The sequence below is a fragment of the Pseudomonas sp. W15Feb34 genome (genome assembly GCF_023127765.1).
Classification (GTDB): Bacteria; Pseudomonadota; Gammaproteobacteria; order Pseudomonadales; family Pseudomonadaceae; genus Aquipseudomonas; species Aquipseudomonas synxantha_A.
On sequence record NZ_SPKN01000009.1, the window covers coordinates 256,640 to 274,201 of the forward strand.

At 59.8% G+C, this 17,562-nt stretch carries 19 protein-coding genes and 1 riboswitch; of the genes, 12 read left to right on the forward strand and 7 right to left on the reverse strand.

The window, feature by feature from the left end; genetic code table 11:
- The first annotated feature begins 1 nt into the window (after nucleotide 1).
- Both E4O97_RS05200 and E4O97_RS05205 read left to right on the forward strand, forming a co-directional pair.
- Nucleotides 2-469 carry a WbuC family cupin fold metalloprotein gene (locus tag E4O97_RS05200; RefSeq protein WP_032877765.1) on the forward strand — a complete coding sequence of 156 codons (468 nt, stop codon included), beginning with the start codon at nucleotides 2-4 and terminating at the stop codon, nucleotides 467-469.
- Between the two features lie 72 nt (nucleotides 470-541).
- Complete coding sequence (locus tag E4O97_RS05205; RefSeq protein WP_078820296.1) at nucleotides 542-829, forward strand: PA4642 family protein; 288 nt, start codon at nucleotides 542-544, stop codon at nucleotides 827-829.
- A gap of 54 nt (nucleotides 830-883) precedes the next feature.
- Here E4O97_RS05205 and mqo read toward each other — a convergent pair whose 3' ends face one another.
- Nucleotides 884-2,392: a malate dehydrogenase (quinone) gene (gene mqo / locus E4O97_RS05210; RefSeq protein ID WP_078820297.1), complete on the reverse strand. Its 1,509-nt coding sequence runs from the start codon at nucleotides 2,390-2,392 to the stop codon at nucleotides 884-886.
- A 726-nt stretch (nucleotides 2,393-3,118) separates the two neighbouring features.
- Complete coding sequence (locus tag E4O97_RS05215; protein WP_005784877.1) at nucleotides 3,119-3,352, reverse strand: hypothetical protein; 234 nt, start codon at nucleotides 3,350-3,352, stop codon at nucleotides 3,119-3,121.
- A 182-nt stretch (nucleotides 3,353-3,534) separates the two neighbouring features.
- Here E4O97_RS05215 and E4O97_RS05220 point away from each other — a divergent pair, with 182 nt between their 5' ends.
- Nucleotides 3,535-4,119, forward strand: coding sequence for a YajG family lipoprotein (locus E4O97_RS05220; protein ID WP_078820298.1), 585 nt, complete (start codon nucleotides 3,535-3,537; stop codon nucleotides 4,117-4,119).
- A gap of 59 nt (nucleotides 4,120-4,178) precedes the next feature.
- Here the strand turns inward: E4O97_RS05220 and E4O97_RS05225 are convergent, their stop codons facing one another.
- A complete protein-coding gene (locus tag E4O97_RS05225; protein WP_005784881.1) occupies nucleotides 4,179-4,388 on the reverse strand; it encodes a hypothetical protein in 210 nt (69 codons plus the stop codon).
- A gap of 182 nt (nucleotides 4,389-4,570) precedes the next feature.
- Between E4O97_RS05225 and E4O97_RS05230 the strand changes: the two genes are divergently transcribed.
- Nucleotides 4,571-4,819, forward strand: a complete 249-nt coding sequence (locus tag E4O97_RS05230) for a hypothetical protein (protein WP_032877757.1) — start codon at nucleotides 4,571-4,573, stop codon at nucleotides 4,817-4,819.
- Nucleotides 4,820-4,985: 166 nt separating this feature from the next.
- Here the strand turns inward: E4O97_RS05230 and E4O97_RS05235 are convergent, their stop codons facing one another.
- Nucleotides 4,986-6,149, reverse strand: coding sequence for a 1-acyl-sn-glycerol-3-phosphate acyltransferase (locus tag E4O97_RS05235; protein WP_177464492.1), 1,164 nt, complete (start codon nucleotides 6,147-6,149; stop codon nucleotides 4,986-4,988).
- Nucleotides 6,150-6,281: 132 nt separating this feature from the next.
- Here E4O97_RS05235 and E4O97_RS05240 point away from each other — a divergent pair, with 132 nt between their 5' ends.
- From E4O97_RS05240 to E4O97_RS05255, 4 genes are all read left to right on the forward strand, one after another.
- The gene (locus E4O97_RS05240; RefSeq protein ID WP_032877753.1) at nucleotides 6,282-6,464 is read left to right on the forward strand and encodes a CPXCG motif-containing cysteine-rich protein; all 183 of its coding nucleotides are present in this window, start codon (nucleotides 6,282-6,284) and stop codon (nucleotides 6,462-6,464) included.
- 85 nt (nucleotides 6,465-6,549) lie between these two features.
- Nucleotides 6,550-6,756 (forward strand): DUF2007 domain-containing protein, encoded by a 207-nt coding sequence (locus E4O97_RS05245; RefSeq protein ID WP_248160919.1) that lies wholly within the window; start codon nucleotides 6,550-6,552, stop codon nucleotides 6,754-6,756.
- 37 nt (nucleotides 6,757-6,793) lie between these two features.
- Complete coding sequence (locus E4O97_RS05250; RefSeq protein ID WP_005784892.1) at nucleotides 6,794-7,414, forward strand: SOS response-associated peptidase; 621 nt, start codon at nucleotides 6,794-6,796, stop codon at nucleotides 7,412-7,414.
- A gap of 109 nt (nucleotides 7,415-7,523) precedes the next feature.
- A complete protein-coding gene (locus E4O97_RS05255; RefSeq protein ID WP_248160920.1) occupies nucleotides 7,524-8,342 on the forward strand; it encodes a M48 family metallopeptidase in 819 nt (272 codons plus the stop codon).
- Between the two features lie 66 nt (nucleotides 8,343-8,408).
- Here the strand turns inward: E4O97_RS05255 and E4O97_RS05260 are convergent, their stop codons facing one another.
- The 3 genes from E4O97_RS05260 to E4O97_RS05270 form a co-directional block, all read right to left on the reverse strand.
- Nucleotides 8,409-8,993 carry a TMEM165/GDT1 family protein gene (locus tag E4O97_RS05260; protein WP_005784895.1) on the reverse strand — a complete coding sequence of 195 codons (585 nt, stop codon included), beginning with the start codon at nucleotides 8,991-8,993 and terminating at the stop codon, nucleotides 8,409-8,411.
- Between the two features lie 88 nt (nucleotides 8,994-9,081).
- A riboswitch (yybP-ykoY riboswitch) is annotated at nucleotides 9,082-9,200 on the reverse strand.
- A 51-nt stretch (nucleotides 9,201-9,251) separates the two neighbouring features.
- A complete protein-coding gene (locus tag E4O97_RS05265) occupies nucleotides 9,252-10,250 on the reverse strand; it encodes a class I SAM-dependent methyltransferase (RefSeq protein WP_032877748.1) in 999 nt (332 codons plus the stop codon).
- A gap of 30 nt (nucleotides 10,251-10,280) precedes the next feature.
- Nucleotides 10,281-11,246 carry a 2-hydroxyacid dehydrogenase gene (locus E4O97_RS05270; RefSeq protein ID WP_216092222.1) on the reverse strand — a complete coding sequence of 322 codons (966 nt, stop codon included), beginning with the start codon at nucleotides 11,244-11,246 and terminating at the stop codon, nucleotides 10,281-10,283.
- A gap of 84 nt (nucleotides 11,247-11,330) precedes the next feature.
- On the opposite strand from E4O97_RS05270, the gene E4O97_RS05275 reads away from it, so the two are divergent.
- The 4 genes from E4O97_RS05275 (at nucleotide 11,331) to E4O97_RS05290 (ending at nucleotide 17,449) form a co-directional block, all read left to right on the forward strand.
- On the forward strand, nucleotides 11,331-11,963 hold the full coding sequence (locus E4O97_RS05275) for a LysE family transporter (protein ID WP_078820303.1): 633 nt from the start codon (nucleotides 11,331-11,333) through the stop codon (nucleotides 11,961-11,963).
- A gap of 204 nt (nucleotides 11,964-12,167) precedes the next feature.
- Complete coding sequence (locus E4O97_RS05280) at nucleotides 12,168-13,850, forward strand: fatty acid--CoA ligase (protein WP_005784903.1); 1,683 nt, start codon at nucleotides 12,168-12,170, stop codon at nucleotides 13,848-13,850.
- A gap of 332 nt (nucleotides 13,851-14,182) precedes the next feature.
- Nucleotides 14,183-16,042 (forward strand): DUF1302 domain-containing protein, encoded by a 1,860-nt coding sequence (locus tag E4O97_RS05285; RefSeq protein ID WP_032877744.1) that lies wholly within the window; start codon nucleotides 14,183-14,185, stop codon nucleotides 16,040-16,042.
- Between the two features lie 42 nt (nucleotides 16,043-16,084).
- Entirely contained in the window at nucleotides 16,085-17,449 is a 1,365-nt protein-coding gene (locus tag E4O97_RS05290) for a DUF1329 domain-containing protein (RefSeq protein ID WP_005784906.1), read from the forward strand.
- Nucleotides 17,450-17,562 lie beyond the last annotated feature (113 nt).

Below are 17,562 nucleotides of genomic sequence, written 5' to 3' on the forward strand. Positions count from 1 at the left end.
GATGGCCCGCTTTCTTGATCAGACCCTGTTTGCCGAATTGGCCGAGAAAGCGGCCGCCAGCCCCCGTGGCCGATATCACCATAATTTCCATCAGATGGAAGAACCTTGCCATCGCTTGGCTGTGGCCCTGCAACCGAGCACATATGTACCGCCCCATCGTCACCTGAGTGCCGACAAGGCGGAGACCTTGCTGGTGCTTCAGGGGGCCCTGGGTCTGCTGATATTCACCGAAACGGGTGAAGTGATTGCCAAGCGCGTGATGCAGGCGGGTGGTAAGTGCGCCGGTGTCGACTTGCCGCCGGGCGTATTCCATGGCCTGGTGGTGCTGGAGCCTGACACTGTGATGTTCGAATGCAAGGCCGGGCCTTATCGACCGGTGGGTGAGGGGGAGCTGGCTGATTGGGCGCCGCGAGAAGGTGATGCCGGTGTGGCTGACTACCAACGCTGGATGCTTGCCCAGTTCGATTGAGCCCCTCCCACATCCTGCGTCGCGCAGGTAGACTTCAAACCCCGTGTAAATGTCTGCAGGCTGGAGTCGGTAATGCGTAAAGATAAGAAACAGGTGATTGGCGACGAGATCGGTGACGACCAAATCAAGTTGTTCCTGGACTTCGAGCCGGTTGATGCGACTTCGCCGTCCCTGCACAAACTGATCAAGGCCTATCGCGGCCTGCGTATCGACGACTTCGAGCGTTTCCTGGGCTTTTTCCAAGAAGCAGGCCTGGACCTGGATGGCCAGGACGAGCATGGCCAGACCTTCGTTGACCTGATCAAGGACCAGCGCAACGCCGCCGAGTACATCGAGCTGATCGAAAAAGCCCGCGGCTGATTATCCGAGCCACAAAAAAACGCCCCGAGGGGCGTTTTTTTTTGCATTCAAACCTTAAGCGTAGCTTTGGGCTTCGTTGCTTGGCTCCACCAGCTCAAGGCTGATGTTGTTCTGCGTGTTGATCTTGCGATACAGCTCGGCATCCGTCTCCAGGACCTTTTCCCGCGCCGGGAAGATCTCGTGCAGCTTGCTCGCCCATTCACCGGCAGCCTTCTGCGGGAAGCAGCGTTCAATCAGCTCCAGCATGATCGATACGGTCACCGAGGCACCCGGAGATGCGCCCAGCAGCGCCGCGAGCGAACCGTCCTTGGCCGCCACCAGCTCGGTGCCGAATTGCAGCACGCCGCCTTTCTTCGGGTCTTTCTTGATGATCTGCACCCGCTGGCCGGCCACTTCCAGGCGCCAGTCTTCGGCTTTTGCCTCGGGGTAGAAGCGACGCAGGGATTCCAGGCGCTGCTCCATGGATTGGCGCACTTCGCTGACCAGGTACTTGGTCAGATCCATGTTGTCGCGGGCCACGGCCAGCATCGGGCCAATATTGCCAGCGCGAATCGACATCGGCAGGTCAAGGAACGAGCCGTGCTTGAGGAACTTGGTGGTAAAGCCTGCGTATGGCCCGAACAGCAGCGACTTCTTGCCATCCACCACGCGGGTGTCCAGGTGCGGCACGGACATGGGCGGCGAACCCACGGCAGCCTGGCTGTAGACCTTGGCCTGGTGCTGTTTGACCACTTCCGGGTTGTCGCAACGCAGCCACTGGCCACTGACCGGGAAACCGCCGAAGCCTTTGCTTTCTTCGATGCCCGAGGCTTGCAGCAGCGGCAGGGCCGCACCACCGGCGCCGAGGAACACGAACTTGGCGTCCACTTCGCGGCTGTTGCCGCTGTTGACGTCCTTGATGCTCACGGTCCAGCCGGCGCCGTTACGCTTGAGGCCGGTGACGCGCTTGCAGTATTTGACCTGGGCATCCGGCGAACTGGTCAGGTGGCTGAGCAACTGATTGGTCAGGGCGCCGAAGTTGACGTCGGTGCCGTTCATCACGCGGGTCGCGGCGATTTTTTCGTCAAGCGGGCGGCCCGGCATCATCAGCGGCATCCACTCGGCCATTTCGCTGCGGTCTTCGGTGTAGTGCATGTCCGAAAACGCGTGATGCTGGCTGAGGGTCTCAAAACGCTTCTTGAGGAAGGACACGCCTTTGTCGCCCTGCACGAAGCTCAGGTGCGGGACCGGGCTGATGAACGACTTGGACGAGCCGAAGGTGCCCTTCTTGGTCAGGTACGCCCAGAACTGTTTCGACACCTCGAACTGGGTGTTGATGTGCACGGCTTTCTTGATGTCGATGGAGCCATCGGCGGCCTGTGGCGTGTAGTTCAGCTCACACAGCCCGGCGTGGCCGGTACCGGCGTTGTTCCACGGGTTGGAACTCTCCGCGGCACCCGAATCCATCAGCTCAACGACTTCCAGCTTGAGGCCGGGGTCGAGCTCCTTGAGCAGTACGGCCAGGGTGGCACTCATGATGCCGGCCCCTACCAGAACTACGTCGACTGCTTCGTTATGCGCCATTTAACGCGTCTCCAAAATCTGCAGCACCAAATTGACGGCATGGCTGCCAGGAGTGACGGGGCGGTTCACGTGTTGCCCCAGGTTACCCATGGCCAGGATCGCCATGTCCGTTTCGCAATTCTTTGCAACTTCAGCACACGCTTCCTGCCGGGCTAATCTGCCTATGAACGCATTCATGGGCGCCTGTGGCAATTCGACTTATGGTCAAAGCGTGCGATTCGTGCAACCAATCCGTAGCGGACAGGCTCAAGCTCCGGTTTTTGAGGAAGGCTCGATCCTGTGTAATTGGGCTGCCCCAGACGCTGATGGTGCTTGTACAAACGCCAAACTATTCATTTGCTCGCCACACTCTTGTGAAGTTGTGAAAACCCGTTTTTTCACGCTCTTTTGAAGACGTGAACCTCAAAAAAGGGCTGCCCCAGCCTGGCACCTGGCCCGTAAACCTCTGCCGACATGCGGCAAAACGGGCAAACAACACAAGTGGCCGAGCGCAATGGCAGCTCTGGCAGATCCGATAAAGGCGGGGTGGTTTGCAAAGGAAACAGCAAGCACGCCAGCTTCACTTGATCTGTGTGGGCGGCTCTCTGTGGGCGATTTTGGGGCTAATGCCTGGGCATTAACGATGCTGCGGGGCCCGATCAGGAGACGTCCTTATAATCGGGGGGAGATTGTAGCGAAGAACGCCAAGGAAATGGGCGTGTTTTATGACTTTTATTCGGGTCCCGGTCAGGAGGCCAACGCTTGCCGGTGTTGTGCGCGAAAAACCTGCGGCTTGACCCGGGCGCTGGCCGGCAGAGGGCGGTGCATCCAGCCCAGATGAGTCTCGGTCACTTCCACCCAGCCTTCACCGACGGGCGGCAGGCTGCATTGCTTGAATGCCTGGCAATGGCCCTGGGCGTCGAGCAGGGCGAAGTGGCGGTGACGGGTGTGTGACATGAACAGTGTCTTGAGAAGGCGCATGGCTGTGTACCTGGTGTGTTACATGCTTGAAGATTGCCAGTGTGGCATGACACTGCGGTGACCAATTTATGCGAATTTGTAATTTGCCCATGGCTTCAGCCACCGTTCAGGATTGCTGGTGAGTGGCGTGCGTGCACCGTTATACTGGCGACCTGTCTGCACCTAGTCCTGGAGAAATGAGTATGTTGCAACGCCTGTTGTTCGGTTTGATCACTGTGACCAGTTTGACCCTGGTTGGCTGCGCCAACAGCCCGCAACAACTCAGCCCGCAACCTAAAGTCACCGCGCCGTTGGCTGCGGTAGGTCATGGCCAGCCGGTGTCGGTACGTGTGGTCGACGGTCGTCCGTCGCCAACCCTGGGCTCGCGTGGCGGCCTGTATCCGGAGACTGCGCTGATTTCGGTGACCGGCCAGGATGTGCTGCCCAAGCTGCAGGCCCAGGCTGAAGCCGCTGTGCGCTTGCTGGGCTTTACACCGACCAACTCGCCAGGTGTGCCGCAACTGACCGTGACCCTGGCCGAGCTGAAGTACCAGTCGCCCAAAGAGGGGCTGTATGTGACCGAAGCCTCCATCGGTGCGACCTTCAAGTCTGACGTCAGCGCCGGTACCCGTCGCTACAGTGGCCGCTACGCCGCATCGCTGAACCAGCGCTTCGGCATGTCGCCCAACCAGGAAACCAACACCAAGCTGGTCAGCGATGTGCTCAGCGATGCCCTGACCCGCCTGTTCAAGGACCCAAGCATCGGCCAGTTGCTCAGTTCGCAATAAACCGTGCCCAAAAAACCGGGCTCAGTGATGAGCCCGGTTTTTTTATGCCCGTGGTTTGGTCATGCCGCCGTATCGACATAGAAGTCCAGCACACTCACGCCGGTGAGCAAATCCAGTTCCGGCAAGTCCGCATGTTGGTGGCCGCCGAGGGCGCAATACACCAGCCAGTGGCGATCCTGGACGTTGAACGCAAGGCTGCCGACCAGCGCCTCTTGCTCATCGTTTGGGGCGATCAGATACAGCCGATCCTGGTTTTGCGCGTGCAACATGACTTGCTCCTCAAGCGTCGAAGGGCAACAGAGTGGCTTGTTAAGGTGACGTTCAGGTGACGCTGTAAATTACTGGATACATTAGCCGTCAACGGAGAAGGAGCATTAAAGGCGCAGGAGGCGACTATCGTTCAGGTTGGTATCTGGACTGATATCCGAATACTGATTCGCCGAGGTTTGCGATGGCGCTGCTCATCAATGCTGTTGCCCTGTTGGTTGCCTGCTCGGGCGCCTTGGTGCTGTTTATCACCCGCCTGCATGCGCAACGTGCGATGGCTGAACTCGCCATGCGTAGTGAAGAGCGTGCTATCGACCAGCCGATGCTTTTTCTGGATACGCACACCGAACGGGCGCATCGTCAGGCTTACCGTGTGGGGTTCGGCTGCCTTGGCTTGGCCCTGGCCGCCTCCTGGCTCAGCACCCATTTCTAATTCCACTGCAAAACCAAATGTGGGAGCGGGCTTGCCCGCGAAGGCGGTGTATCAGCCACTGAATCTTTAACTGAACCACCGCTATCGCAGGCGAGCCAGCTCCCACACTGGCCATGTACTGCCCGTAGAATCAGCGCCTGCCACATATCCCCTGTAGGGTCACATATTACAGGGGGATCCCGGCCTTGACTCGGTATTGATTGCGTACCGGCGTCGCATACTGCACCACCAGATAAGGCCGGTGTTCGGCCGGGCATTCGTTCAAGCGTCGCTCCCATTCTGCCTTGGCCTTGGCCAGCTCATCGGCGGGGAATACATCCGCCGCTTTAGGCACTTGCAACTGCGGATCGGCATCATCCCACTGTGCGTACGCCAGGTAATGCACCGGAAACAAGCGGTAGCCACCGAGGATCTGCCGGTCCATTTCCACTGCCAGCAGCTTGGTATCTTCGAAACGCTCGGTAATCGGCGGCGCAAAGTTCACATGTACGCGGCCCTTGTAGCCGGTGATACCCAGGGCGATGCTCACGTCGTCCTCGCCCGGTGCCTTGGTGTAGGTGCCGGTGGTGGCGCGGATATACAGCTCGCGGGCCTTGGCGGCATCGCAAGGGTCGTACTCGTAGCTGATGGATACCGGCGTCAGGTTCAACGACTGGATAACCTCGGCAAACGGCTCGTCCTTGCGGCTGACGTGGAACATCTTGAGAATCGCCGATTCGGTACGGTCATCGCCATCCTTGGCCCGGCCTTCAGCCTGGGCGATCCAGATCGACTGGCAGTCGTTGCGGATCGAATGGTTGATATAGGCCGACAGCAGGTTGTAGGCCGCCATCTTCTCCTTTCGCCCGGTGATCGAACGGTGCACGATGAAGCTCTTGTTCAGGCGCATCAGGTCGCTGACAAACGGCTTTTGCAGCAGGTTGTCACCAATGGCGATGCGTGGCGTCGGCAGGCCGGCGTGATACACGGCATAGTTGACGAAGGCCGGGTCCATCACGATGTCGCGGTGGTTGGCCAGAAACAGGTAGGCGGTGCCGGATTTGAGCTGCTCGACGCCAGTGTAGGTTACGCCGTCGGTCGCCCGGTCAATCGTGTGGTCAACGTAGTATTCGACTTTGTCTTGCAGCGTCGCCACGGTGGTGACGCCGGCAAACTCACGGCGCAATTTGCGCGCGATCATCGGCTTGAGCAACCAGCCCAGGGCGCCGGCAAAGCGCGGGAAGCGAAAGTGGGTCAGGATGTCCAGAAAGGCCTTGTCACTGAACAGACGCGCCAGCACTGCCGGGACTTCGCTGTCGTTGTAAGGTCGGATGGTATCGAATTCGCCCATCATGCTCTCTTGTTAGAAACGGCTAGGGTAAGTAAAGGAAATAGCAGGGGCGGCGTGAGTAAACTGGCTCTGCCGGAAATAGCCCTGTAAATAGACCGGCGATTATACGCACAAGTCACCTTGGAGACTGCGATGCTGGAAACTGCGATGTACGATTGTCCTTATTGTGGCGAAGTGGTCGAGACAACAGTGGATTTGTCTGGCGGGGACCAGACCTATATAGAAGACTGCCAGGTGTGTTGCCGGCCGATCACGTTCAACCTGCAAGTGCATGGTGACGAGTGGATGCTCGAAACCCGCAGCGAAAATGAATGATGCGTAGCGAAAACGAATAACAGGTACGCCCATGCAGCGAATCTACGAGCCGGAAAACCTGATGGAAGGCGAGCTGTTGTAACAGATGCTGGCCAGTGAGGGCATCGAAGCGCACTTGATGGGCCGCCACTTGCTCGGTGGTACCGGCGAGTTGCCGATCTTCGGTTTGCTGGGGCTGGAGGTCGATAATGATCAGGCGGCGTACGCCCGCGAGCTGATCACGGCCTATATCGGCGCGCAACCCTTGCCCGGCGACGAACCCGACAGCTTCCCCGACGTATTGGTCTGTTAGGCTGTCGGTCGGTTTACCCCAAGAGTCGTGTTGCCCCATGTGTGGACGTTATGCCCTGTTTCGCTGGAACCCTGCCTTTGCTGCCTTGCCCGGCTTCCCCGCCGACCAGCAGGCCCAGTGGAACATTTCCCCCAATGATTCGGTGCTGATCCAGCGCCTGAGCGAAGGCCAGCTCACCCTGGCGCGTGCCCGTTGGGGGCTGACGCCGCCTTGGTTGACGGATCTTTCCCGTACTCCGGCCCATGCCCGCGCCGAAACGCTCGCCGAGCAACCGATGTTCCGCGAGGCATTCCGCCAGCGCCGCTGCCTGTTGCCAGCCAACGGTTTCTACGAATGGCGCGGTACCCAGCGCAAGCGCCCGTATTGGTTGACGCCGGGGGAGGGCTCCACCCTGTTTTTTGCTGCGATCTGGGAAGCGTATCCCGTGCAGGAGCAGGTGTGGCTGAGCACCGCCGTGGTCACCCAGGCAGCGCAAAGCCAACGTCGGCCGTTGATTCTTGATGCGGCGGGGCAAGCCGCCTGGCTCGACCCCGAGACGCCGCTGCACGTGCTGCAGGGGTTGCTGGCCGGTGAGCCCAGCGCTTTACGTGAGCGCGTGTTGGCCAATATGGTCAATGATCCCAAGCTCAATGGGCCGGAGTGTCTGACCCCGGCTTGAGCCTGCACTGTGGGATGTGTCCGAAATTCAGCGGTTAAATGTCTGATGTATCTGGCGCCAATACAAACGACCGCCTACGATACGCGCCATGTTTTCAGGGAGCGTGTTCATGAAGAAGTCATTGGCGGTAAGCGGTTTGGTTACAGCGATGTTGCTGGCGGGTTGCCAGTCGGTCAACACGACCAGCGGCGGTGCTGTTGGGGTTGAGCGCAAGCAATACATGTTCAGCATGTTGTCGAGCCAGGAAGTCGACCAGATGTACGCCCAGTCTTACCAGCAGACCCTGGGTGAAGCCAGTGGCAAAGGCGTTCTGGACAAGACCAGCACCAACGCCAAGCGTGTGCAGGCCATCGCCAAGCGCCTGATCGCCCAGGCGCCGACCTTTCGCGCAGATGCCGCCCAGTGGAACTGGGAAGTGAACCTGATCAAAAGCGACGAGATGAACGCCAACTGCGGGCCTGGCGGCAAGATCCTGGTGTACAGCGCGCTGATCGACAACCTCAAGCTCACCGATGACGAGTTGGCTGCGGTGATGGGCCATGAAATCGCCCACGCCCTGCGTGAGCACGGTCGTGAAGCGATGTCCAAGGCGTACGGTATTGAAATGGCCAAGCAGGGCGCTGGTGCAATATTCGGTCTCGGCCAGGACAGCCTGGCACTGGCCGATACCGTGGCCAACTATGGCATGACCTTGCCCAACAGCCGCAGCAACGAAAACGAAGCCGACCTGATCGGCCTGGAGCTTTCGGCGCGTGCCGGCTACAACCCGAACGCCGCGATCACCTTGTGGAACAAAATGGCCAAGGCTTCCGAAGGCGCGCCGCCGGAATTCATGAGTACTCACCCAGCTTCCGACAGCCGGATTGCTTCGTTGCAGGCAGCGATTCCGAAGGTAATGCCGCTGTACCAGCAGGCCAAGAAATCCTGAGGCTTGATAACGATCCAAATGTGGGAGGGGCGCACCGCCCCTCCCACAATAGATCGGGTTGCAGTCTTAGATCCAGCCACTGCTTTGCATGGCTTTGTAGACCGCCACAATCGCCAGTACAAAGAACGCTGTGGCCGCCAATCGACGAATCAAGGTCAGCGGCAGTTTCTCCGCCGCGAAATTCCCCGCCAGAACCACCGGTACGTTGGCAATCAACATGCCCAGCGTGGTGCCGATAATCACCAGCCACAACTCCGGATACTGCGCTGCCAGCATCACCGTGGCGATCTGGGTCTTGTCACCGATTTCCGCAAGGAAGAACGCAATCAGCGTGGTCAGAAATGGCCCGAACTTGCGGGTGGTACTGGCTTCGTCATCATCGAGTTTGTCTGGCACCAGGGTCCAGAGTGCCGTGGCACAGAAGCTCGCCGCGAGGATCCAGTGCAGCACCGCATCCGAGAAGAAACTCCCGAACCAGGCGCCCACGGCACCGGCGGCCGCATGGTTGGCCAGGGTTGCGGCGACAATGCCGGCAATGATCGGCCAGGGTTTGCGAAAGCGGGCAGCAAGAATGAGCGCGAGTAACTGCGTCTTGTCGCCGATTTCGGCCAAGGCAACGATTGCGGTAGGAACGAGTAGTGAATCCAGCATCAGGTAGTTTCCAGGGGCGGGTCGACACGGCTATGACACGTACAGCCTTCCCGCCCCGGGTAAGGTGTGCGTGTCATAGGTCTTGTCAAACCCCGGTCCGTCTGTGCGGACTCCTGGGTCGCATACGCCATGGTCTGCTGACCAAGTATGTTGACGTATGCCGGACGAGCATGGGCTCGTGGGAGACTACTCCCCTAGGACGCTGCGGATTCTGCCTAGGCAAAATCCATTCGGCAAGCGTTCTTTTTCAAACGCCCGTCAGGGGCGCTTGGCTCGGTAGATGCGAAAACCATTGCCTTCGGCCTTGATTGCGCAGATACCCAGATGCTCTTCGATCAGCGGCTGATACTTCAGGAAGCTGTTGGCAACCAAGCGCAGTTCGCCACCTTTTGCCAGATGTTTGGCTGCTTTTCGCAGCAGGTTTTCCGTGGCGAAGTAATCGGTATGCACCCCGACATGGAACGGCGGGTTGCTCAAAATCGCGTTTAGCCCCATTGGCGCGGCATCGATTCCATCCCCGGTCAGTACCTCGGCTTCCAGGCCGTTCGCCGCCAACGTCAGCCGACTGCTGGCAGCTGCGAAGGCATCCACATCCAGCATTGTCACGGTGTTATGCGGGTAGCGACGCTTGACCGCAGCCCCCAGTACCCCGGCGCCGCAACCGAAATCGAGCAGATGCCCGCTGGGCAGCTTGTCCAGGTGCTCCAGCAGCAACTCGGTGCCGCGGTCCAGGCGGCCATGGCTGAACACTCCCGGCAAGCTCACCACCTTCAGCGGGCCTTCGGCCAGTAGTACATCGAAGACCTGTGCCAGGCTCTCCAGTTCGACCGCTTGCGGGGCGTTGGCGACGGTGACTTGCCATAGCTGGCAATGCCGCGCGTTATCCAGCTTGCGCGGCTTGCCGAAGGGGGTCATCTGCTTGGCAGCGCTTTCGATACCGCCTTTTTTCTCACCCACCAGAAACAGCTCGGCGCCAGGCAGGCGAGCGGCCACGGCGTTGAGCAGGTAGTCGGTGAGGTCCTTGGACTTGGGCAGGAAGATCACCGCGGCATCGAAGGCACGCTCGGGCACATTCACCCCGAACTGGCTGCGCTCGGGAAACCGTGCATCAAGCGCGGCCTGGTCGCCGGCGTGCCAGCACCAGCCATGGGCGTTGGGCAAGCGCCCAAGCAAATCGTCGGCAGGCAAACCTACCAGCAGCAGGTTGCCTTGAAAAAGTTCGGCCTGACGAAGCAGTACTTCACTGCGCGGATCCATGGTCTGCTCCTTGAAAAGGGGCGCAGTTTATCAACTGACGACGCGCAGCGGGGCACCGCTGAAAAAGCCTCGGGCGTTTTCCGTCAATTGGCCGACGATGCGTTGCCGCGCTTCGCGACTGCCCCAGGCATTGTGGGGCGTGACAATCAACCGAGGAATATCGCCGGCCAGCAGCGGGTTGCCATTGATCGGCGGCTCCACACTCAACACGTCGGTCGCCGCGCCGCCCAGATGACCACTGCGCAACGCGTCCGCCAAGGCCTGTTCGTTGATCAAGCCACCACGGGCGGTGTTGACGATAAACGCGCCGGGCTTGAGCAGCGCCAGTTCACGGGCGCCGATAAAGTCGCGGGTGTGTTCATTAAGCGGGCAATGCAAGGTCAGCGCATCGACCTGGGCCAGCAGTTGATCCAGTGGCACGCGGTCGGAGCGGGCAGGGCGCCCGGGAATCGCGCCGAGTACCACGCGCATGCCGAAGGCTTCGGCCAGGCGCGCCACCGCGCTGCCCAGTTCGCCATGGCCGAGCAGGCCGAGGGTTTTGCCTTCCAGCTCGACAATTGGATGGTCCAGCAGACAGAACTGCCTGGCCTGCTGCCATTTGCCGGCGGCCACATCCTGTTGGTAGTCCTTCAAGCGCGTGGCGAGGTTGAGCAGCAGCATGATCGTGTGCTGGGCCACCGACGGCGTGCCGTAACCCTGGCAGTTGCTCACGGTGATGCCGTGGGCGCGGGCGGCTTCGAGGTCGATATTGTTGGTGCCGGTGGCTGAAACCAGGATCAGCTTGAGCTCGGGGCACGCCGCCAGGGTTTGCGCCGTGAGCGGGATTTTGTTGCTGATCGCGACTTGAGCGCCCTGCAAGCGTTCCACCACATTCTGTGGCGTGGTCTGCTCAAACAGCTGCAACTGGCTGAAGCAGTCGCGCAAACCGCTGAGGTCGAGGTCGCCCAAGTCCAGTGAAGGGTGGTCGAGGAAGACGGCGCGGCGATTGTTCATGATCAACTGTACCTTTTGCGACGAGGTTCGAAGGCGTAATCTTCCGAGCCTATCAGATGAAATAATCAGTTACTTAATGGAGTGAGCATGTACGTCGCCGAGTTTTTGACCGTAGCCTTGATTCACTTGTTGGCGGTGGCCAGCCCTGGCCCGGATTTCGCCGTGGTGGTCCGTGAGAGCGTGACCCACGGACGCCGCGCCGGCACCTGGACGGCCCTGGGCGTTGGCACGGCGATTTTCGTGCATGTGGGTTACTCGTTGCTGGGGATCGGTTTGATCGTGTCCCAGTCCATCGTGTTGTTCAATGCGCTCAAATGGGCCGCAGCGGCGTACCTGCTGTATATCGGCTTCAAGGCCCTGCGCGCCCAGCCGGCCAAGCCTGCTGCCGAAGGCGAGTTGCACCGCGAAGCGGGCGAGCGCACCCCACGCGGTGCATTTACCGCAGGCTTTGTGACCAATGGCTTGAACCCCAAGGCGACGCTGTTCTTCCTCTCGCTGTTCACCGTGGTGATCAACCCGCATACGCCACTGGCGGTACAAGCGGGTTATGGCGTGTACCTGGCGGTGGCGACGGCGGTGTGGTTCTGCCTGGTGGCCATGTTGTTCAGTCAGCAGCGTGTACGCGCCGGCTTTGCGCGCATGGGGCATTGGTTTGATCGGACCATGGGCGCGGTGTTGATCGCCATTGGGGTGAAGTTGGCGTTTACCAGCATGAAGTAATCAATTTTCTCAAGGGTACACAGCTCAAATGTGGGAGGGAGCAAGCCCCCTCCCACAGTGGTCTTCCATAAGCTGCAGATACTGGCGCAAAGCTAGCATTTGCTGAGTTCCGCAAATCATTCCTTTGGCTGATTTGGTTGAAACATAAGCCCTCTACAGTGCAGGTCTTCAAGTCAAGACCGTGCAGTCATTAAAGGGATTCGTATGTTGCAGACCCGTGTTATCCCGCCCGCCGAAGGTGCGTACCAATACCCGCTGCTGATCAAGCGCCTGTTGATGTCCGGGACTCGCTACGAGAAGACCCGGGAAATCATCTACCGCGACAAGCTGCGCTACACCTACCCGACGCTGATCGAGCGCGTTGCGCGCCTGGCCAATGTGCTGACCGAAGCCGGGGTCAAGGCTGGTGATACCGTGGCGGTGATGGATTGGGACAGCCACCGTTACCTGGAATGCATGTTCGCCATTCCGATGATCGGCGCGGTGATCCACACCATCAATGTGCGCCTGTCGCCGGAACAGATTCTCTACACCATGAACCACGCCGAAGACCGCTTCGTGCTGGTCAACAGTGAGTTCGTGGGGCTCTATCAGGCGATTGCCGGGCAGCTCACCACCGTCGACAAGACCCTGTTGATTACCGATGGTGACACCCACACCGCCGAACTACCCAACCTGGTCGGTGAGTACGAAACCCTGCTGGCCGCCGCCAGCCCCCAGTACGACTTCCAGGACTTCGACGAAAACTCCGTCGCCACCACCTTCTACACCACCGGCACCACCGGTAACCCCAAAGGGGTGTATTTCACCCATCGCCAATTGGTGCTGCACACCATTGGCGTGGCGACCATCATGGGCAGCGTCGACAGCGTGCGTCTGTTGGGCACCAACGATGTATACATGCCGATCACTCCGATGTTCCACGTACACGCCTGGGGCCTGCCATATGTGGCGACCATGCTCGGCTTGAAGCAGGTCTACCCCGGGCGTTATGACCCCGAATACCTGGTGCAGCTGTGGCGCAAGGAGAAGGTCACGTTCTCCCATTGCGTGCCGACAATCCTGCAAATGGTGCTCAACGCCAAGGCTGCCCAGGGCGTGGATTTTGGTGGGTGGAAAATCGTCATTGGCGGCAGCGCGCTCAACCGCTCGCTGTACGAAGCCGCCAAGGCCCGCGGCATTCAATTGACCGCCGCGTATGGCATGTCCGAGACCGGGCCGCTGGTGTCGTGCGCGCACCTCAATGAAGAGCTGATGGCCGGCAGCGAAGACGAACGCACCACCTATCGCATCAAGGCCGGTGTCCCTGGGCCGCTGGTGGAGGCGGCAATCATGGACACCGACGGCAATTTTCTCCCCGCCGACGGCGAAACCCAGGGCGAACTGGTACTGCGCGCGCCCTGGCTGACCGAGGGTTATTACAACGAACCGCAAAAGGGCGCCGAGCTGTGGGCCGGCGGCTGGATGCACACCGGCGACGTTGCCACACTGGACGCGTTTGGTGTGATCGATATCCGTGATCGCATCAAGGATGTGATCAAGACCGGTGGGGAATGGATCTCGTCCCTGGCCCTCGAAGACCTGGTCAGCCGCCACCCGGCGGTACGCGAGGTAGCGGTGGTGGGCATCGCCGATCCGCAATGGGGCGAGCGCCCCTTTGCCTTGCTGGTGGTGCATGAGGGCCAAGTGATTGGGGCGCGGGAGCTCAAGGAGCACCTCAAGCCTTACGTTGAACTGGGGCATTTGAGCAAGTGGGCGATTCCGAGCCAGATCGCCGTTGTTACTGAAATTCCCAAGACCAGCGTAGGTAAGCTCGACAAAAAACGTATCCGTATCGACATCATCGAATGGCAGGCCAACAACAGCACCTTCCTGTCTACGCTTTGACGCCCCTCGCCGCGCCCTTTCGGGCGCGGCGCTGCTCTATCTCAAGCCTCTACTTGTGATTTGCCGAATTTCAGCCATCCTTCCCGCGTCGACCTTCGTCGGCGTGGCGAAAGGGTTGTGGCAGACAGGTTGGTGATGCAAATCACACTTTAGAGGGATCAAGCACTACCCCCCTCTGGCTATAGTCCCTTTCAGAGTTTTTCGCGGATGTTGCGCGTCGAGCCAGGGAGGCTCGGTTGCGGTTCGGCATTGGAATCTTTGTATCCCGGCCGTTACATCTGAAGAAAGGGCTCACTGCCATAACAATAAAATATGCACATGGAGTAGCGTCGATGACCCAAGTAAACCAGTTCTGGCGCCGGGCAAGACTGCCCCTGGCCGTCAGTCTCGCTTCTACGCTCGCCGGGCCTGCATTCGGCGTCAGTTTCAACATCGGTGAAATCGAAGGGAGCTTTGACTCCTCGCTTTCGGTGGGTGCGAGCTGGTCTACGGCCAAGCCCAATCGTGATCTGATCGGCGCCAACAATGGCGGCAAGGGCCTGTCCCAGACTTCCGATGACGGTCACCTGAACTTCAAGCGCGGCGAGACGTTCTCGAAGATCTTCAAGGGTATTCATGACCTGGAACTGAAGTACGGCGACACCGGCGTGTTTGTGCGCGGCAAGTACTGGTACGACTTTGAACTCAAGGACGAGAGCCGTCAGTTCAAGGACATCAGCGACAACAACCGCAAGGAAGGCGCCAAGTCTTCTGGCGGTCAGATTCTCGATGCGTTCGTCTACCACAACTACTCGATTGCCGATGCGCCGGGTTCCGTGCGTTTTGGTAAGCAGGTCGTGAGCTGGGGCGAAAGTACCTTCATCGGCGGCGGCATCAACTCCATCAACCCGATCGACGTGTCGGCGTTTCGTCGCCCGGGGGCCGAGATCAAGGAAGGCCTGATTCCGGTCAACATGTTCTACGTGTCCCAGACGCTCACCGACAACCTGTCGGCCGAAGCGTTCTATCAACTGGAATGGGACCAGACCGTCACTGATAACTGCGGCACTTTCTTCTCCCAGCCAGACGTGATCTCCGATGGTTGCAGCAATAACCTGCGGGTGTTGAACAAGCGCTCGACCATTCCCGCTGCGGCACTGCCGACCCTGGGTGCCCTAGGCGTGGACGTGAACAGCGAAGGCGTGCTGGTGCGCCGTGGGCCGGACCGTGATGCGCGTGACAGCGGCCAGTTCGGTGTGGCCATGCATTACAACTTCGAACCGCTGGACACCGAGTTCGGCGCCTACTTCATGAACTACCACAGCCGTGCGCCGATCTTTAGTGCGCAGGGTGCACCGTCTGCGGCCTACACCCGTCCACTGGGCCCGCTGGGGGCACTGCGTCCACTGATCGTGGCGGGCAGTTCGAACTACTTCGTCGAGTACCCGGAGGATATTCGTCTCTACGGCTTGAGCTTCTCCACCACGCTGCCTACCGGCACCGCCTGGAGTGGTGAATTGAGCTATCGGCCGAATGCGCCGGTGCAGTTGAGTACCACCGACATTCTGTTTGCCGGTGTCACGCCGATCCCTGGGTTTGGCAATGCTTCGGTGCTCAAGGGCTCGCCGGGCCAAGACCTGCATGGCTACAACCGCAAGGAAGTCACCCAGTTCCAGACCACCTTTACACACTTCTTCGACCAGGTGATGGGCGCCAGTCGCCTGACCACGGTCGGTGAAATCGGTGTGACCCATGTGGGTGGCCTGGAAAGCAAGTCCCAGGCTCGCTATGGTCGCGATCCGGTGTTCGGCCCAGGCACGCTGCCGGGTGGGTTCTGCAACGCGCTGAACAACTCCACCGCCAACGGCGCCGGGCTGCCCAACGCTGCCGGCCTGAACACCAACTGCAACAACGACGGCTACACCACTGCAACGTCCTGGGGCTACCGTGCCCGTGCCATCTGGGAATACCCGGACGTGTTCGCTGGCGTGAACCTCAAGCCCAACGTGGCCTGGTCCCATGACGTCAAAGGTTACTCGCCAGGTCCCGGCGGCAACTTTGAAGAGGGTCGCAAGGCGGTCAGCCTTGGCCTGGATGCCGAATACCAGAACACCTACACCGCGAGCCTGGCGTACACCAACTTCTTTGGTGGCAAGTTCAGCACCGTGGATGATCGCGACTTTGTCGCCTTGAGCTTCGGCGCCAACTTCTAAGCACACTCTTTTCAAGTGGCATGTATTCAGGAAGACCAGAGTATGAAAATAACTAAAAGTCTGTTGCACGTCGGTGTACTTGGGCTGTCGATCCTGGCGAGCAACGTCATGGCGGCAGTCTCGGCGGATGAAGCTGCCAAGCTCGGTACTACCCTGACCCCGATGGGCGCCGAGATGGCGGGCAACGCGGCCGGCACCATCCCCAAATGGTCACCCCTGCCAACCAACGCCGGCGCCGTGGATGCCCGTGGCTTCCTGGCCAACCCATATGCCAGCGAGCAACCGCAATTCACCATCACCGCGCAGAACGTCGAGCAGTACAAAGACAAACTGGCTCCAGGGCAGTACGCGATGTTCAAGCGTTACCCGGACAGCTTCAAGATGCCGGTCTACCCGACTCATCGCGGTGCCACGGTGCCGGCTGACGTGTTCGCTGCCATCAAGAAAAACGCCACCACTACCAACCTGGTGTCCGGCGGCAACGGTCTGGAAAACTTCGAGACCGCCGTGCCGTTCCCGATTCCCAAAACCGGCGTTGAAGTCATCTGGAACCACATCACCCGTTATCGCGGCGGCAGCGTAACCCGTCTGGTCACCCAGGCCACGCCGCAAACCAACGGTTCCTACAGCCTGGTGTACTTTCGCGATCAGTTTGTGTTCCGCGACAAGATGAAGGACTTCGATCCGAAAAACCCGGGCAACATCCTGTTCTACTTCAAGCAGCAAGTCACCGCGCCAGCGCGTCTGGCCGGTGGTGTACTGCTGGTGCACGAAACCCTGGACCAGGTCAAGGAACCGCGTTCGGCGTGGGTCTACAACGCCGGCCAGCGCCGTGTGCGCCGGGCCCCGCAAGTGTCCTATGACGGGCCGGGTACTGCTGCCGATGGCCTGCGCACCTCCGACAACCTCGACATGTACAACGGTGCGCCGGATCGCTACGACTGGAAGCTGGAAGGCAAGAAAGAAATCTACATCGCCTCCAACAGCTACAAGATCGACGATCCGAAGCTCAAGTACGCCGACATCATCAAGGCCGGCCACATCAACCAGGACCTGGCGCGCTACGAGCTGCGCCGCGTGTGGCACGTGGTCGCCACCTTGAAGGAAGGCCAGCGCCACATCTACGCCAAGCGTGACTTCTTCATCGACGAAGACACCTGGCAAGCGGCGGTGATCGACCACTACGATGGCCGTGGCCAACTGTGGCGCGTTGCCGAAGCCCATGCCGAGAACTACTACGACAAGCAAGTGCCGTGGTACGCCCTGGAAACCCTGTACGACCTGCAGTCCGGCCGCTACCTGGCCCTGGGCATGAAGAACGAAGAGAAACAGGCTTATGACTTCGGCTTCACCGCCACCACCAGCGACTTCACCCCAGCGGCCCTGCGCCAGGACGGTGTTCGCTAACCAACACTATTGCACCCCTGTGGGAGGGGGCTTGCCCCGATGGCGGTCTGACAGTCGATTAAAATTCTGACTGATCTACTGCCATCGGGAGCAAGCCCCCTCCCACTTTTTGT

Excerpts from the sequence above, each read along its gene's own strand:
- E4O97_RS05275 (WP_078820303.1), top strand. The coding sequence starts at position 11,331 with ATGTACGTCGCCGAGTTTTTGACCGTAGCCTTGATTCACTTGTTGGCG.
- E4O97_RS05280 (WP_005784903.1), top strand. The coding sequence starts at position 12,168 with ATGTTGCAGACCCGTGTTATCCCGCCCGCCGAAGGTGCGTACCAATAC.
- E4O97_RS05220 (WP_078820298.1), top strand. The coding sequence starts at position 3,535 with ATGTTGCAACGCCTGTTGTTCGGTTTGATCACTGTGACCAGTTTGACC.
- E4O97_RS05290 (WP_005784906.1), top strand. The coding sequence starts at position 16,085 with ATGAAAATAACTAAAAGTCTGTTGCACGTCGGTGTACTTGGGCTGTCG.
- E4O97_RS05250 (WP_005784892.1), top strand. The coding sequence starts at position 6,794 with ATGTGTGGACGTTATGCCCTGTTTCGCTGGAACCCTGCCTTTGCTGCC.
- E4O97_RS05235 (WP_177464492.1), bottom strand. The coding sequence starts at position 6,149 with ATGGGCGAATTCGATACCATCCGACCTTACAACGACAGCGAAGTCCCG.
- E4O97_RS05265 (WP_032877748.1), bottom strand. The coding sequence starts at position 10,250 with ATGGATCCGCGCAGTGAAGTACTGCTTCGTCAGGCCGAACTTTTTCAA.
- E4O97_RS05205 (WP_078820296.1), top strand. The coding sequence starts at position 542 with ATGCGTAAAGATAAGAAACAGGTGATTGGCGACGAGATCGGTGACGAC.
- E4O97_RS05285 (WP_032877744.1), top strand. The coding sequence starts at position 14,183 with ATGACCCAAGTAAACCAGTTCTGGCGCCGGGCAAGACTGCCCCTGGCC.
- E4O97_RS05225 (WP_005784881.1), bottom strand. The coding sequence starts at position 4,388 with ATGTTGCACGCGCAAAACCAGGATCGGCTGTATCTGATCGCCCCAAAC.
- E4O97_RS05240 (WP_032877753.1), top strand. The coding sequence starts at position 6,282 with ATGCTGGAAACTGCGATGTACGATTGTCCTTATTGTGGCGAAGTGGTC.
- E4O97_RS05200 (WP_032877765.1), top strand. The coding sequence starts at position 2 with ATGGCCCGCTTTCTTGATCAGACCCTGTTTGCCGAATTGGCCGAGAAA.
- E4O97_RS05215 (WP_005784877.1), bottom strand. The coding sequence starts at position 3,352 with ATGCGCCTTCTCAAGACACTGTTCATGTCACACACCCGTCACCGCCAC.
- E4O97_RS05245 (WP_248160919.1), top strand. The coding sequence starts at position 6,550 with ATGCTGGCCAGTGAGGGCATCGAAGCGCACTTGATGGGCCGCCACTTG.
- E4O97_RS05230 (WP_032877757.1), top strand. The coding sequence starts at position 4,571 with ATGGCGCTGCTCATCAATGCTGTTGCCCTGTTGGTTGCCTGCTCGGGC.
- E4O97_RS05260 (WP_005784895.1), bottom strand. The coding sequence starts at position 8,993 with ATGCTGGATTCACTACTCGTTCCTACCGCAATCGTTGCCTTGGCCGAA.
- mqo (WP_078820297.1), bottom strand. The coding sequence starts at position 2,392 with ATGGCGCATAACGAAGCAGTCGACGTAGTTCTGGTAGGGGCCGGCATC.
- E4O97_RS05255 (WP_248160920.1), top strand. The coding sequence starts at position 7,524 with ATGAAGAAGTCATTGGCGGTAAGCGGTTTGGTTACAGCGATGTTGCTG.